Annotated in this window: 15 protein-coding genes; 6 read left to right on the top strand and 9 right to left on the bottom strand. The window is 68.0% G+C overall.

The window, feature by feature from the left end:
* Window positions 1-428, top strand: a 428-nt coding sequence (gene rho, locus GXY47_14370; GenBank protein ID NLV32329.1) for a transcription termination factor Rho, incomplete at its 5' end; no start/stop codon positions are given.
* A 65-nt stretch (window positions 429-493) separates the two neighbouring features.
* On the top strand, window positions 494-1009 hold the full coding sequence (locus GXY47_14365; GenBank protein NLV32328.1) for a hypothetical protein: 516 nt from the start codon (window positions 494-496) through the stop codon (window positions 1007-1009).
* Between the two features lie 21 nt (window positions 1010-1030).
* Here GXY47_14365 and GXY47_14360 read toward each other — a convergent pair whose 3' ends face one another.
* From GXY47_14360 to trpE, 7 genes are all read right to left on the bottom strand, one after another.
* The gene (locus GXY47_14360; GenBank protein NLV32327.1) at window positions 1031-2830 is read right to left on the bottom strand and encodes a DUF4445 domain-containing protein; all 1800 of its coding nucleotides are present in this window, start codon (window positions 2828-2830) and stop codon (window positions 1031-1033) included.
* A 63-nt stretch (window positions 2831-2893) separates the two neighbouring features.
* On the bottom strand, window positions 2894-3670 hold the full coding sequence (locus tag GXY47_14355) for a tryptophan synthase subunit alpha (protein ID NLV32326.1): 777 nt from the start codon (window positions 3668-3670) through the stop codon (window positions 2894-2896).
* 34 nt (window positions 3671-3704) lie between these two features.
* The gene (gene trpB / locus GXY47_14350) at window positions 3705-4931 is read right to left on the bottom strand and encodes a tryptophan synthase subunit beta (GenBank protein NLV32325.1); all 1227 of its coding nucleotides are present in this window, start codon (window positions 4929-4931) and stop codon (window positions 3705-3707) included.
* A complete protein-coding gene (locus GXY47_14345) occupies window positions 4903-5538 on the bottom strand; it encodes a phosphoribosylanthranilate isomerase (protein NLV32324.1) in 636 nt (211 codons plus the stop codon). Before GXY47_14345 ends, trpB begins: the two co-directional genes overlap by 29 nt.
* 16 nt (window positions 5539-5554) lie before the next feature.
* The gene (gene trpC, locus GXY47_14340; GenBank protein ID NLV32323.1) at window positions 5555-6373 is read right to left on the bottom strand and encodes an indole-3-glycerol phosphate synthase TrpC; all 819 of its coding nucleotides are present in this window, start codon (window positions 6371-6373) and stop codon (window positions 5555-5557) included.
* Between the two features lie 11 nt (window positions 6374-6384).
* The gene (locus GXY47_14335) at window positions 6385-6948 is read right to left on the bottom strand and encodes an aminodeoxychorismate/anthranilate synthase component II (protein ID NLV32322.1); all 564 of its coding nucleotides are present in this window, start codon (window positions 6946-6948) and stop codon (window positions 6385-6387) included.
* Window positions 6945-8459 carry an anthranilate synthase component I gene (trpE, locus tag GXY47_14330; GenBank protein ID NLV32321.1) on the bottom strand — a complete coding sequence of 505 codons (1515 nt, stop codon included), beginning with the start codon at window positions 8457-8459 and terminating at the stop codon, window positions 6945-6947. The genes GXY47_14335 and trpE overlap by 4 nt, the downstream gene beginning before the upstream one ends.
* Before the next feature lie 445 nt (window positions 8460-8904).
* Here trpE and GXY47_14325 point away from each other — a divergent pair, with 445 nt between their 5' ends.
* Window positions 8905-9789, top strand: a complete 885-nt coding sequence (locus GXY47_14325) for a UDP-3-O-acyl-N-acetylglucosamine deacetylase (protein NLV32320.1) — start codon at window positions 8905-8907, stop codon at window positions 9787-9789.
* Here the strand turns inward: GXY47_14325 and GXY47_14320 are convergent.
* Both GXY47_14320 and GXY47_14315 read right to left on the bottom strand, forming a co-directional pair.
* On the bottom strand, window positions 9786-10412 hold the full coding sequence (locus tag GXY47_14320; GenBank protein NLV32319.1) for a cyclase family protein: 627 nt from the start codon (window positions 10410-10412) through the stop codon (window positions 9786-9788). The two genes, GXY47_14325 and GXY47_14320, sit on opposite strands and share 4 nt — an antisense overlap.
* Before the next feature lie 19 nt (window positions 10413-10431).
* Window positions 10432-11214 carry a hypothetical protein gene (locus GXY47_14315; GenBank protein NLV32318.1) on the bottom strand — a complete coding sequence of 261 codons (783 nt, stop codon included), beginning with the start codon at window positions 11212-11214 and terminating at the stop codon, window positions 10432-10434.
* A gap of 119 nt (window positions 11215-11333) precedes the next feature.
* On the opposite strand from GXY47_14315, the gene GXY47_14310 reads away from it, so the two are divergent.
* The 3 genes from GXY47_14310 (at window position 11334) to GXY47_14300 (ending at window position 13959) form a co-directional block, all read left to right on the top strand.
* Window positions 11334-12071, top strand: coding sequence for a nucleoside-diphosphate kinase (locus tag GXY47_14310; protein NLV32317.1), 738 nt, complete (start codon window positions 11334-11336; stop codon window positions 12069-12071).
* Window positions 12072-12188: 117 nt separating this feature from the next.
* Window positions 12189-13100, top strand: a complete 912-nt coding sequence (locus GXY47_14305) for a helix-turn-helix domain-containing protein (protein NLV32316.1) — start codon at window positions 12189-12191, stop codon at window positions 13098-13100.
* Window positions 13101-13134: 34 nt separating this feature from the next.
* Complete coding sequence (locus tag GXY47_14300) at window positions 13135-13959, top strand: solute-binding protein (GenBank protein ID NLV32315.1); 825 nt, start codon at window positions 13135-13137, stop codon at window positions 13957-13959.
* The last annotated feature ends 1 nt before the right edge of the window (window position 13960 follow it).

Genomic DNA, 13960 nt, shown 5'->3' with positions numbered 1-13960 from the left:
CGAGCGGGAAGGTCCTGTCGGGCGGCGTGGACAGCAACGCCCTGCAGCGGCCGAAGCGCTTCTTCGGCGCCGCGCGCAACATCGAGGAGGGGGGGAGCATCACCATCATCGCCACGGCCCTGGTGGACACCGGGAGCCGCATGGACGACGTGATCTTCGAGGAATTCAAGGGGACCGGCAACATGGAGCTCCACCTGGAGCGCAAACTGGTCGACAAGCGCGTCTTCCCCGCCATCGACATCAACAAGTCCGGGACCCGCAAGGAGGAACTGCTCGTCGACTCGGCCGACCTCGCCCGCATCTGGGTCCTGCGCAAGGTGCTCAACCCGCTCTCTCCCGTCGAAAGCATGGAGCTGCTCCTGGAAAAACTTTCCAAGACCAAGACGAACAGCGATTTCCTGAACTCGCTCTCCGGAGGGAAAAACTGACTCCCGGCGACGCGCCGGTTCAGCCCGCGCCCCCGATTCGGGTATAATGGGGCGGGAGGGGAACCATGCGCCTGCCGAAAACCACCGTTTTTCTTGTTGTCCTGTTGATCGCGGCCGGGCCGGCGGCAACGGCCCAGCTGCGCAACCACAGCCCATACGACCACGACGGGATCCAGAGGGAGCGGACCGGGTTCATGCTCCACGAGGGGGGGAAGGCCGAGTTCACCTGGACCTCCTACTGGACCCAGATGACGGCCCAGTCCTTCCCCGACCGGGTGGCCATCTTCGTCTGGCACTTCGGGGACGGCACGAAGGCCTACTCGCGCCAGGGGGAACTGATCGGCGACCTGGGAAGGCTCACCGCCTACCTGGTGAGCCAGCAGGCGCCCGAGCTCGAGGACCGCGACCGCCGAAAGATCCAGCCGCTCTCGAAGGCCAACTTCCCGACCCGGGTGGAACTCTGGATCGGGGAGGCGGGGGAAGAAACCGGTTACGTCCCCGATGTGCAGGGGGACCACGCCTGCTTCGGCGCCGCATCGATCGAGGTCGGCCGCTTCTACCATTTCTCGGAATGCCCCTGAGACGGCCGCCGGGGGAGGCGGCTAGCGGGGGTCGATGACGCTCGCCTCGGCGTATTTGCGGCCGAAATCGGGGATGCCGGCCAGCTCGATGTACCGGGTGCGCTCCGCGATCCGCTCCGCCTCCAGCCGCCGACCGCGGGACATCAGGGCGAGCCGGGCGCCCGTCCCCGCCGCGTTCCCCACCTGCCGGTACCGCTCCAGGGGCAGGGGCGGGAGCATCCCGATGGCGACGGCGCTCTCCACGTCGATGAAGGTCCCGAACGCCCCGGCGATGAGGACCCGCCCGATCACCCCCTCCTCGAGCCCCTCCGCTTCGCACAGGGCCCGGATCCCCAGGCGGATGGCGGCTTTGGCCAGCTGCAGTTCCCGGACGTCCTTCTGGGACACGGTGATCGCTTCCTCCCCCGCGCGCTCGACGAGCACGAATTCGCGCGAGCCGTCCAGCCGGCGCACCAGGGGGTGCGACAGCATCCTCCCGCCGGAGTCCAGGATACCGTGGAGCCGGAGCTGGGCCACCACGTCGAGGAGGCCCGAACCGCAGATGCCGATCGGGGGCTGGTTCCCGATGGTCTGAATCTGCAGCCCGGCGGCGGACAACCGCACATGCTCGATCGCCCCCGGGGCCGCGCGCATTCCGTGCCGGATATGGGCCCCTTCGAAAGCGGGGCCCGAGGCGCAGGAGACGCTGGCCATGCGGCCGTGGACATTCAGGCAGATCTCGGTATTGGTGCCGATGTCGATGGCCAGGTTGACCCCCTCCATCTCCGCCAAGCCCGTCGCCAGGAGCATGGAGACGTGGTCCGCGCCGCAGAATCCGGCGATGTTGGGAAGCAGGTGCACCCAGGCCCCGGGCGCGAGCTCGAGCCCCAGGTCGCGGGCCTTGACGTCCAGGGCGGAGCGGAGGGCGGGCACGTAGGGCGATCGCCCCAGCTGCAGCACCGGAAGCCGGAGGAAGAGGTGGTGGATGGCGGTGTTTCCCACGATCACCGCATCGACCACTTCCGACCGGACCGAACCCGTCTCCTCGCAAAGCGATTCCAGGGCCTTGTCGAGCGCCTCGACGAGCAGATCCTGAAGCTTCCCGGCGTTTTCGGGCCCCTTCCCCGCGGCGTAGATGCGCGCGATCACGTCCTCGCCGCAGGCGATCTGCGGGTTCATCAGCCCCCTCGAGCCGAGGGTCTTTCCCGTCTGCATATCCACCAGGTAACAGGCGATCTTGGTGGTCCCGATATCCACCGCCAGGCCCAGCCATCGGGTCGCGGGCGCCCCCAGCGCCACGACTTCATTCCCGCGCAGGGCGGCGGACAGTCTCCACCCCCATTCCCGGATCTTCGGAAAACCCTCCTGGAGGACGCCGAGATCCACGATCCCGGCACGGACCCCGTGCTGCTCCCCGATGGCCCTTTTCAGGTTCTGTTCGTCCGCAGTGGGCTCCTCGAGCGTGGGGGGGGTGAGCCGCACCTCGAGTCCCCGCACGAGCGGCTCCGGTTCGATCTCGACCTCCAGCCCCTCCACCTGGGTGCGCTGGGGGGCCGACAGCGACTCGGGCGGGATATGCACCTTGACGTCCCCCTGCGGCCAGGTGCGGCAGGCCAGGCGGCAGTTCCGTCCCCGCTCCTGCTCCGAGAAGGCCGCCGCCTCTTCCGGCGTCCTCCCGCTGACGGGGCCGGAGATGACCTGCACCCTGCACTGGTGGCAGATGCCCATTCCGCCGCAGATGCTGACGATGTCCACGTTCAGGCGGCGGCCGCATTCCAGCAGGGACTCCCCGTCGGGGCACTTCCCGCGCCGGCCCACGGGCTCGAAATCGATCGTATGCACTGGCGGACCTCCCTGAATCCCTTCCCCCGGAACCCGGCGGGTTGCGGCGGCACAACCTGACAATCAGGCGCCGGCCCCCGATAGCCACCGGCAGAACGCGCCGACCCGGGCGGGAAACCCCGCGGCGTCCCCTCCCTTTTCCATCTCGGCCACGATGGCGCTCCCCACCACGGCTCCGTCGGCGATCTCCCATACCGACCGGACCTGCTCCGGCGCCGAGATCCCGAAACCGACCGCGATCGGCAGCGCCGTGTGCGCCCGGACCCGCTCGACGGTCGGTCTGACGGTGCCGGAAAGCTCCCGCCGCGCTCCCGTGACCCCGGCCCGCGAAACCACGTAGATGAAACCGGTCGAGCACTCGGCGATCCGCCGGACCCGCTCGGGACCGCTGGTCGGGGCGGCCAGGAAGACGCAGTCCAGTTCGTGGCGCCGCATGCACTCCCGGTATTCGTCCCCTTCCTCGGGGGTGATGTCCGTAATCAGGGCGCCGTCGCCCCCCGCGGCGCGCGCCCCGCGCGCCAGCCGCTCCAGCCCGTACTGCAGCACCGGGTTCAGGTAGCTGAAGAGGATGAGGGGGATGTCGCTCACCTTCCGGATCTCCGCGATGGCCCCGAGATAGTCCCCGAGCGCGTACCCGTGCCGCAGCGCGCGCATGCCGGCGCGCTGGATGACGGGCCCGTCCGCCACCGGGTCGGAAAACGGGACCCCCAGCTCCACGATGTGGGATCCCGCCCGCTCCAATTCCGGGACGAGCCGGACGGTCGTCTCCAGGTCCGGGTCCCCCGCCATGATGAAGGGGATGAAGGCCTTTTCCCCCCGCGCGCGCAGCCGGTCGAACATCTTTCCTATGCGGCGGGTCCCCGTCTCTCCCTGATCAGTCATCCGTCCCTCCTTCCCCGCCCCCGGCTTCCAGAATCCGGGCCACCTGGGCGACGTCCTTGTCGCCGCGCCCCGACAGGTTCAGCACCACCAGCGAGTCCCGGCCGAGGCCGGGGGCCATGCGGACCAGTTCCGCCACGGCGTGGGCGCTCTCGAGCGCCGGGATGATCCCCTCCTGCCGGGCGAGGAGCTGGAAGGCTTCCAGGGCCAGTTCGTCCGTGACCGAAGTGTAGGTGACCCGGCCGCTGTCGTGGAGGCACGCGTGTTCCGGGCCGACGCTGGCGTAATCGAGCCCCGCGGACACCGAGTGGGTCGCGGCGATCTGGCCGTTGTCGTCCTGAAGGACATAGCTGTAGGTCCCCTGCAGGACCCCCAGGCGCCCCCCGCCGAAGCGGGCGGCGTGCTCCCCCAGCGCCGTGCCGCGCCCCCCGGCCTCCACCCCGACCATGCGTACCCCGGGGTCGCCGAGAAAATCGTAAAAGAGCCCCATGGCGTTGCTCCCCCCCCCCACGCACGCGATCAGCAGGTCGGGCAGCCGCCCCTCGGCCGCGAGGACCTGGGCGCGGGCCTCGCGCCCGATCACGGACTGGAAATCGCGCACGATCCAGGGGTAGGGGTGGGCGCCCAGCACCGACCCGAGCAGGTAGTGGGTGTCGGCGACATTCGTCACCCAGTCGCGCATCGCCTCGTTGATGGCGTCCTTGAGGGTGCGGGTGCCGCTGTCGACGGGGCGGACCCGGGCCCCCAGGAGCCGCATCCGGAAGACGTTCAGCTCCTGCCGGCGCATGTCCTCCGTCCCCATGTAGATCTCGCACCGCATCCCGAAAAGGGCGGCCACGGTCGCCGTCGCCACGCCGTGCTGCCCCGCGCCGGTTTCCGCGATGAGGCGCCCCTTGCCCATGCGGCGGGCCAGGAGCGCCTGGCCGACGGCGTTGTTGATCTTGTGGGCGCCCGTGTGGGTCAGGTCCTCGCGCTTGAGATAGACGCGCCCCTTCCCCAGGAGGCGTTCGAGGCGCCGCGCCCGGGTGAGCGGGGTGGGGCGCCCGACGTAGGATGCGAGCAGCCCCTCCAGTTCCCGCCGGAAACCGGGATCCCCCGAAGCCTCGCGATAGGCCTCCTCGAGCTCCTCGAGCGGGCCCACCAGGGTTTCGGGCACGAAGCGCCCCCCGTAGGCGCCATAGCGCCCCCTCCGGTCAGGGCCGGTGATCGGACTGTCTGACATCTCTCACCTCTCTCATGAATTGCGCGAGGGCGCGGGCGTCCTTCACGCCGGGGGCCGCTTCCACCCCGCTGCAGACATCGACGGCGTAGGGCCGGGCGACTCGGATGGCTTCGGAAACGTTTTCGGCCCGGAGCCCCCCCGCCAGGATGACGGGCCGCACGCGCGAGACGGCGCGGGCCAGAGTCCAGTCGAACGTCTTCCCGGTGCCGCCGTAGAGGGCCTCGTCCCGGGCGTCGAGCAGGAAAGCCCCGACCGGGTATGCCTCCAGGTCCCCGGGAACCCCCTCCCCGCCGATGCGCAGCGCCTTGACCAGCGGCCACCGGGCCAGCGCGCGGCACGTTTCGGGGGTCTCGTCCCCGTGCAGCTGCAGGACCCCCACGCCGGAGGCTTCCGCCGCGAGCGCCACTTCCTCGGCCGGGAGATTGACGAAAACCCCCACGGTCACCGCGAAGGGGGGGAGGCGCCGGATGATGGCCGCCGCCGCGCCGGGCCGGATGAACCGGGGGCTCGCGGGGTGGAAATTGAAGCCGAGGGCGTCCGCCCCCAGCTCGAGCGCCGTCACCGCGTCCCCGCGGCTCGTGATCCCGCACACCTTCACTTTCGTCATGGCCCCTCCCCCGCCTCTACCCGAGCAGTTGCCGGAGCGCCGCCCCGGGGGACGGGGAGCGCATCAGGCTCTCCCCCACCAGGAAACCGCGGTACCCGGCGTCCCGGAGCCGGCGGATGTCTTCGCCGGTGCGGATGCCGCTCTCCGAAACGGCCGTGACCCCCTTCGGCAGGAGCCGGGCCAGGCGCAGCGAGACGTCGAGCGACACCTCGAGGGTCGCGAGGTTCCGGTTGTTGACGCCGACCAGGGTGGCCCCGCTCGCGAGCGCCTTTTCGAGCTCCGGTTCGTCGTGCACCTCCACCAGCGCCTCCATCCCGTGAGTCTCCGCCGCTCGGCGGAGACCCTCGAGGGCGGGAGCGTCGAGCAGGGCGGCGATGAGGAGGACCGCGTCCGCCCCCGCGTGCCGCGCCTCCAGGACCTGGTAGGGGTCGACGATGAAGTCCTTGCGCAGCAGCGGCAGGTTCGAACGCCACCGCACGCGGGCCAAGGTCTCCAGCCCGCCGAGGAAATGATGCACCTCGGTAAGGACCGAGAGCGCGGCCGCACCCGCGGCGGCGTACTCCCCGGCCACCGCGAGCGGGTCGAAATCCTCCCGGATCACCCCCGCCGACGGGGACGCCTTCTTGATTTCGGCGATGACGGCGGGAGGGTGCGCCAGGAGGGCTCTGCGGAAGGGGCGGATGTCCGGGGCCCGGTCGAGGACCTCCTCGAGCGAGCGGGCCGGGAGCTTCGCCTTCGACCCTGCCAGTTCACGCGCCTTGGCGCGCATGATCTTTTCGAGGATGGTTCCCCGGAGGGATTCCGGCAGCACGTACTCGGTCGGGACTTCGGGCATCATCCCCCCTTTCAAGGGTTCACGAAATTGGCCAGCAGCCGCATGCCGGCGTCGGTCAGGATCGACTCGGGGTGAAACTGCACCCCTTCCACCCGGAGCGAGCGGTGGCGCAGCCCCATGATCACGCCGTCGGCCGTGCGGGCGGAAACCTCCAGGCAGTCGGGCAGCCCGTCGGGGGACACCACCAGCGAGTGGTAGCGCGTCGCCCGGAAGGGGTTGTCCAGGTCCCGGTACAGGGTACGGCCGTCGTGGTGGATCTGGCTCGTCTTGCCGTGCATGATCTCGGGCGCCCGCACCACCCGGCCGCCGAAGGCGGCCCCGATCGCCTGGTGCCCGAGGCACACCCCCAGGATCGGGATGGTTCCGGCGAAGCGCCGGACCGTTTCGATGATGACGCCCGAGTTCTCCGGGCGCCCCGGACCCGGGGAGATGAGGATGAAGGCGGGGGCCAGCGCCTCGATGTCCCCGACGGAGACGGCGTCGTTGCGGACGACGCGGAGCCGCTGCCCCAGCTCGCCGAGGTACTGCACGAGGTTGAAGGTGAAGGAGTCGTAGTTGTCGATGACCAGGATCATGGCCGCCCTCCCTGTCCGCCGCCGCCGATGGCGCCCCTGAAGCCCTCGTGGGCGAATTTCACCGCGCGGACGAGGGCCCTGGCCTTGTTGATCGATTCCTCCCGCTCCCGCACCGGGTCGGAATCGGCCACGATCCCTCCGCCGGCCTGGATATAGGCCGTCCCGTCCTTGATGAGGAGCGTCCGCAGGGCGATGCAGGTGTCCAGGTTCCCGGAAAAATCGACATAACCGACGGCCCCGCCGTAGATCCCCCTGCGGCACGGCTCCATCGATTCGATGATCTCCATGGCCCGCACCTTGGGAGCGCCCGAGACGGTCCCCGCCGGGAGGCACGACTCCAGGGCGTCGAAGCAGTCCAGCCCCGGGCGGAGGGTCCCCTCGACGCCGCTGACCAGGTGCATGACGTGGCTGTATTTTTCGATCCGCATCAGGTCGGTGACCCTGACCGAGCCGTACTCGCACACCCGCCCCAGGTCGTTCCGCCCGAGGTCCACCAGCATGATGTGCTCGGCCCGCTCCTTGGCGTCCGCCTCGAGTTCGCGCGCCAGGCGTTCGTCCTCCCCCGGGGTCGCCCCCCTGGGGCGGGTGCCTGCGATGGGGCCGTATTCCACCCTGCGGCCGCTCACCTTCACCAGCATCTCGGGGGAGGCCCCGACGACGACGAGGTCGTCCATCCTGAGGAAGAACATGTAGGGGGAGGGGTTGATGAAACGGAGGGCGCGGTAGATGTCGAACGGATCGCACGTCACGGGCATGGTGAAGCGCTGCGACAGCACCACCTGGAAGATATCGCCCGCCCGGATATGCTCCCGGGCCTTTTCGACGTTGCGGCAGTATTCCTCCGCGCCGACGTTCGACACCGGCTCGGGGATCTCCTCGTGCACGGGCGGGGACGGCAGGGAGATGGGGACGGAGAGGCGCTTTTCGACCTGTTCGATCCGCAGGACCGCGTCCCGGTATTTGGGCTCCAGGTCCGCCCCGCCCCGGTCGTCGACGATGTTGGCGATGATGTGGATCCTGTGCCGCAGATGGTCGAAGGCCAGGATGGTGGAAAAATACATCACCCCGTAATCGTCCACGCCCAGGTCATCCGCCGCCAGTTCGGGGAGCCGTTCGAATCGGCGGACCAGGTCGTAGGCGAAATACCCGACCCCTCCCCCCAAAAACGGGGGAAGGTCGCCGACGGCGACGGGACGGAAGCCCCGGCCGATCTCCCGCAGCTTTTCGAGCCCCCGGCCCGGCTCCCGGACGACCTCCCCCCGGCGCTCGACCGAAACCTCCCCCTCCCGGGCGCGGACGGTGATGAAGGGGTCCCACCCGATGAACGAATAGCGGGCCAGGCGCTCCCCCCCCTCGACGCTCTCCAGGAGGAACACCCTGCTCCGGCCGTGGGCCACCCGCAAATAGGCCGCGGCCGGGGTGAGGAGATCCCCCATGATGTCCTTCGACACCGGGATCACGTTCCCCTGCCGCGCGAGCTCTTTCACCTCTTCCAGTGACGGCTGAATCATGTCGGACCCTCAAAACGGGTACGCAAAAAAAAACCGTGAACGTCCTGAGTCGCTCACGGCTTCCTCACCCCTTGGTACGGCAACGGTCAGGGGACTGGGGACCAACCGACCCAGGCGGACTTGGGCCGGCCCCGCCAACACCACAAACTGACCGGATTGGTAAATGTCCCTTTCATTGCCTCTCTAACCCGAATATGCGCCATTAGTACCACAGATCGCGGGCGGCGCGCAACAGGAGAAATCGGCAGGTCCCGCCTCCCGCCCGGACAGGTGTGTCATAATTGCCACGATGGGGGTGGCCCGGCAGGGGAGGCGGCCGGCCCGGGTTTACATAAAATTATTATCTTCAATGCATTACATAAACTCCAGCCATCCCGCAACGACTGGAATGGATCTTGCTGGCAGAGCTTCCGCCCGACCACGGGCGATCGATGGGGGATGGGGCATGTTCAGGTATCAGCGAACCTTGAAGGAAAAAGTCGAGTTCGAGGGAGTGGGGCTCCACACCGGGTACCCGGTCCGCCTCGCGATCCTGCCCGCCCCGCCCGACTCGGGCATCCGCTTCCGCCGCACCGACCTCCGGAACTTCGAAATCGAAGCCCGGCGCGCCTACGTGGCGAAGGTCAGTTACGCCACGACCCTCATGAAGAAGGGGGTGATGATTGCGACCGTGGAGCACGTCCTCGCCACCCTCTACGGCCTCGGCATCGACAACGCGCGCCTGGACCTCGATTCCATGGAAGTCCCCATCCTCGACGGATCGTGCGCCCCTTTCACCGACGGCCTCCTCGCCGCCGGCATCGTCGAGCAAGGGGAACCGCGCCGGTACATCGTGATCGAGCGCCCGATCGAGGTACGCCAGGGGGACAAGGTGGCGGGCGTCTACCCCGGGCGCGTCCCGCGGGCGAGCTACGCCATCGACTTCGACCATCCCGCGATAGGGCAGCAGCGGATCGAGCTGGAGCTGACGCCCGAAGCCTTTCGCCGGGAGCTTTCCCGCGCCCGGACCTTCGGCTTCGTCTCCGACATCGAGTACCTGAAGGGCCTCGGCCTGATCCGCGGCGGCTCGCTCGAAAACGCCGTGGTCCTCGATTCCGAGGGGGTCCTCAACACCGGGCTGCGCTACCCGGACGAATTCGTCCGCCACAAGCTGATGGACCTGCTCGGGGATATTTCCCTTTGCGGGCTTCCCATCATCGGCCGCCTGGAGGCCGACCGCGCCGGTCACGCCATCCACACCGACCTGGCCGCCCTCATCTCGAAAAGGCACGACTGCTGCCGGGTCCTCACCGCGAACGAGGTCGAGCCCGTCCTGGCGGACGCGGGCTAGGGATTTCGCCGCCTCAACACGGCCCGGACCGGGGAGCCGTCCGACCCCGCGATCTTCAGGGGAAGACAGATCAGTTCGTAATCCCCCGGAGGGACCCCCCCCAGGCAGAGGTTCTCGAGAATGGCGACCCCGCCCCCCAGGAGGATCCGGTGGACGGGAAGGTCCGCGCTGTCGGGCGCGTCCACGCCCGGGGCGTCGGTCCCGACCAGGCGCAATCCCCTTCCCGCGAGAAACCGCGCGGCGTCGTCGTGGAGGAATCCATGGCCGCCGGGGGGGTCTCCCGGGCCCTGGGCCGCCCATCGGAAAAGCGCCCTCTCCACCCCCTCCCAGTCGAGGGCCTCGAGGTCGGCCGCCCGGACCCCCCCCGCGGAGTCGATCCCGAAAACCCGCGCGGGCCCTATGAAGGTCCCGACCGGCAGCCGGGCGACGTCGCTCCCGGCGTCATCGACGTGAAGGGGGGCGTCGAGGTGGGTCCCGGCATGCACCCCCAGATGAAGGGCGGACACGTTCGCCGGCGCCCCGTCCCGAATGCGCGCCACCCAGTCTCTCCGGAACTCCGGGTCCCCGGGCCAGACTTCCATCCCTTCCTCGAGGGTCCGGGAGATGTCGTAGAACTCGGGCATGGCCGCTCCCAGGGAAGCCCTACTTGGGCGGCTCCGGCCGGGAAAAGACCTCCTCCAGGAGATCGTTGTTGTAGGTGATCCTGGTGATGAACTGCTGGAAAGCGCGCCTCGACCCGGTGTACCCGTCGATCCGCAGCGGGGTGTTCACCCCCTGGATCACGTGCCACTGGCTGTACTCGCTCGTGAGGCGTTCCCGCACCCCGCGGCCGTCCCGCCGATGGGCTTCGAGCTTCACCGGCAGCCTGGAAACCCGGTCGAAATAGATGACAGTCTCGTCGTTTTCCGGGTCGATCATCTTCACCATTTCCAGGCGCGCATCCTTCCCCTCACCCGCCCCCAGGTAAAACAGCTTGTTCCCGGGGTCGCGGTAGCGGAAACGGAAGATGTTGTCCAGGCTGTGGTTGGCCGCCGCCCGGAATTCCTGCATTTCCTCGGCCGTGGCCGCGCGCGTCTCCTTCTGCCCCTCGAGGATCCACCCTTCGCCCTTTTCCAGGTTGAAGACGGTGACTTCGAGCTCCTTCTTCCGGTTCCCCAGCTCGAACCGGCTCTTGTCCGGGAGCCTGGTGTAGTCGGTAAACCGTATCAGTCCCGAGGAGTTCCCGTAGCGGTCGAACTGGAAATAGCGCCCCTCGGAAACCATGTCTTTCACCCCCAGGTAGGCGTCCCCCCCCATGGCGGCGATGGCGCCCTCGAAGAGGCGCCGGACCGTCTCTTCGTCCCCCCGGGAGGCGGGGGGACAAAGGACCGCGGACAGCATCAGGACCGCCCCCCATCCCACGGACCTTCTCGGATATCTCTTCATCGTCTGGCCTCCCGTCATTCCAGAATAGCAGAATTCGCGCCCGGTCGGCGACTTAGCCCCCGGCGGGCCGCGGGCGGATGCTATAATGTCCCCCTTCATAATAGGAAAGGACCAGACGAATGGACAAGAAAGAACTGGAACAAACCCTCGTGCTTCTCAAGCCCGACGCCCTTAAAAACTCGTTGACGGGATACCTGCTCTCGCAGCTGTCCGAATTCCACTCCGGCCTCCATTTCGCGGGGGCCAGGATCGTGGCCGTCAGCCGGATCCTGGCCGAGGAGCATTACGCCGAGCACCGCGGGAAGGCGTTTTACGAATCGCTCCTGGACTACATCACCGGGAGCCTCCACTGGGAGAATGAGCCCTGGAAGCGGCGCGTGGTCGCCATCGTCTACCAGGGCCCCGACGCCATCCGCAAGATCCGCGATATCGCCGGCCCAACCAATCCCCATGCCGCCAGGGAGGACAAGCCGGGATGCATCCGCGCCCTGGGGACCCTTGTCCCGATCAAGGACGCCTCGGGGCGCGTGATCAGCGACCGGATGGACAACCTGATCCACGCCTCGGCCAATCCCGCGGACGCCGAACGGGAAATCAAGCTCTGGTTCACCCCCGGGGACATCCCCCCCATGATGCACGCCTACGAGACCGAAATCTGCGACACCTGGTACGGCTACGCCGACGGCCGGCTGCTCACGCAACCGGAGCCGGGCGCCATCTGCCTGTTCGCCCCCGGGGACGTCGCGTGGAAATCGGACCTGGAAACCCTCCGGCGGCTTGCCGGGGGACTCGAAACGGCCGAATCCCTCAACTACGTCGCGGCCAAGTACCTTATCAACGACACCCGCATCCGGTAGGGTCCGCGGGCCGGGCGCGCCGCGTCCCGGCCCCGGCCTGAATGTCGTTGACTCCGGGTAACATTCGGTTAAAATTTGGTATTGTCCGTCATCCTTCCGAGGGAGGCCTGTTTCGCCATGACTCGAGAAATGTTCACCACCAAAGAGGTTGCAGAGTATCTCAGCATCAATGAGAAACAGGTTTACCGCCTGATCAAGGAAAAGAAGATCCCCGCCACGCGGATCACGGGCAAATGGCTTTTCCCCAAGAACCTGATCGAGGAATGGGTGGTCGCGAGCGCCCGGGAAAGCGTCACCCCCTCCCCCCACCAGGACCCCGGACACCAGGTCGTTATCGCGGGGAGCAACGACCTGGCCCTGGAACTGCTGGTCAAGAACGCCAACCTGCAGAACCCGGACTACACGATTTCCATCTCCAACGTGGGGAGTCTGGCGGGACTGATCGCTCTCGAGCACGGAACCTGCCACGTGGCCGCCACCCACCTGCTGGACCAGGAGACGGGGGAGTACAACAGCTCGTTCATTAAAAAGCACTTCCCGGAAATGAAGGTGGTCCTGCTCAACGTGGCGCACCGGGAGCAGGGGTTGATCGTCAAAAAGGGGAACCCCCTGACCATCAAGAATCTCAAGCACCTGGCGGCCAAGAAGGTGAAGTTCATCAACCGGCAGGAAGGGAGCGGGACCCGCGTGCTCCTCGATTACGGGCTCAGGGACCTGGGCATCGACTCCGAGTCGATCGAAGGCTACGGCCGCACGGCCTACACCCACATGGAGGTGGCCCTCGAGGTTTTCAGCGGCGGCGCCGACGTCGGCATCGGCATTATGGCCGCCGCCCGGATGCTGGGGCTCGATTTCGTGCCCCTGGCCAGGGAGCGGTTCGACCTGGCGATCCCGACCGCCAGTTTTTCCACCGACGCCGTCCAGGCGCTCTGCACCGTCCTCCGCTCCGACGATTTCAAGTCCAATATCGTCGAAATGGGGGGGTACGAGGTCCGCGACACCGGGAAGGTGGTCTACGAAAGGGACTGACCGGTCCGGGCGGGACCGTCATTCGGGTTTTCTCATGCGCACCATCATCCTCAGAACGATCCTGATATGCCTTCTCCCCCTGCTGCGGGCCGCGGGCGCGGGCGCCGCGGACACGCCGAGGCTGCGCTTCGCCACGACCACCTCGGTGCAGGATTCGGGCCTGCTTCCCTACCTCCTCCCGCGGTTCGAGGAGCGGTGCCGCTGCAGGGTCCACGTCATCGCGGTCGGAACCGGTCAGGCGCTCAGGCTCGCGTCCAGCGGCGATGTCGACCTGGTCCTGGTCCATGCCCCGGAGGCGGAGCTCGAATTCGTGAAACAGGGTCATGGCGTCAACCGGAAGACGCTGATGGTCAACGATTTCGTCATTCTCGGCCCCCCGGCCGACCCCGCCCGCATCCGGGGAGTGAAGAGCGCTTCCGAGGCGCTGGCCGCCATCGCGCGGCGGGGGGCCGCCTTCATCTCCAGGGGGGACGATTCCGGCACCCACCGCAAGGAGCTGGCGCTCTGGAAGAAGACGGGCATCACCCCTTCGGGCCCCTGGTACCTCGAAATCGGCCAGGGGATGGGGGCCGCGCTGACGATGGCGGGCGAAAAGGGGTCCTACACGATTTCCGACCGGGCCACCTGGCTCGGTCGGCGCGGCCGGCTGAAGCTCGAGGTCCTGTCCGAGGGGGATCCGGACCTCCTCAACCATTATTCGGTCATCCAGGTCAACCCCGCACGCTTCCCCACCGTCAACGCCCCCCTGGCGCTGGAGCTCGTCGACTGGCTTTGCTCCCCCGAAGGGCAGAAGCTGATCGGGGATTTCCGCGCGGGCGGGCACGCGCTCTTCCGTCCGGTCTGCGGGCCGGGAAAGTGAC

The sequence above is a fragment of the Acidobacteriota bacterium genome (genome assembly GCA_012729555.1).
In the GTDB taxonomy this organism is placed as follows: Bacteria; Acidobacteriota; UBA6911; order UBA6911; family UBA6911; genus UBA6911.
Note: the sequence above shows the minus strand (reverse complement) of the source record. Positions and strands in the feature narration are given on the sequence as shown.

Coding starts and splice junctions, on each gene's coding strand:
- trpC (NLV32323.1), bottom strand. CDS start 6,373: ATGCCCGAAGTCCCGACCGAGTACGTGCTGCCGGAATCCCTCCGGGGA.
- GXY47_14345 (NLV32324.1), bottom strand. CDS start 5,538: ATGACGAAAGTGAAGGTGTGCGGGATCACGAGCCGCGGGGACGCGGTG.
- GXY47_14365 (NLV32328.1), top strand. CDS start 494: ATGCGCCTGCCGAAAACCACCGTTTTTCTTGTTGTCCTGTTGATCGCG.
- GXY47_14355 (NLV32326.1), bottom strand. CDS start 3,670: ATGTTCGACCGGCTGCGCGCGCGGGGGGAAAAGGCCTTCATCCCCTTC.
- trpE (NLV32321.1), bottom strand. CDS start 8,459: ATGATTCAGCCGTCACTGGAAGAGGTGAAAGAGCTCGCGCGGCAGGGG.
- GXY47_14315 (NLV32318.1), bottom strand. CDS start 11,214: ATGAAGAGATATCCGAGAAGGTCCGTGGGATGGGGGGCGGTCCTGATG.
- GXY47_14335 (NLV32322.1), bottom strand. CDS start 6,948: ATGATCCTGGTCATCGACAACTACGACTCCTTCACCTTCAACCTCGTG.
- GXY47_14310 (NLV32317.1), top strand. CDS start 11,334: ATGGACAAGAAAGAACTGGAACAAACCCTCGTGCTTCTCAAGCCCGAC.
- GXY47_14325 (NLV32320.1), top strand. CDS start 8,905: ATGTTCAGGTATCAGCGAACCTTGAAGGAAAAAGTCGAGTTCGAGGGA.
- GXY47_14320 (NLV32319.1), bottom strand. CDS start 10,412: ATGCCCGAGTTCTACGACATCTCCCGGACCCTCGAGGAAGGGATGGAA.
- trpB (NLV32325.1), bottom strand. CDS start 4,931: ATGTCAGACAGTCCGATCACCGGCCCTGACCGGAGGGGGCGCTATGGC.
- GXY47_14305 (NLV32316.1), top strand. CDS start 12,189: ATGACTCGAGAAATGTTCACCACCAAAGAGGTTGCAGAGTATCTCAGC.
- GXY47_14300 (NLV32315.1), top strand. CDS start 13,135: ATGCGCACCATCATCCTCAGAACGATCCTGATATGCCTTCTCCCCCTG.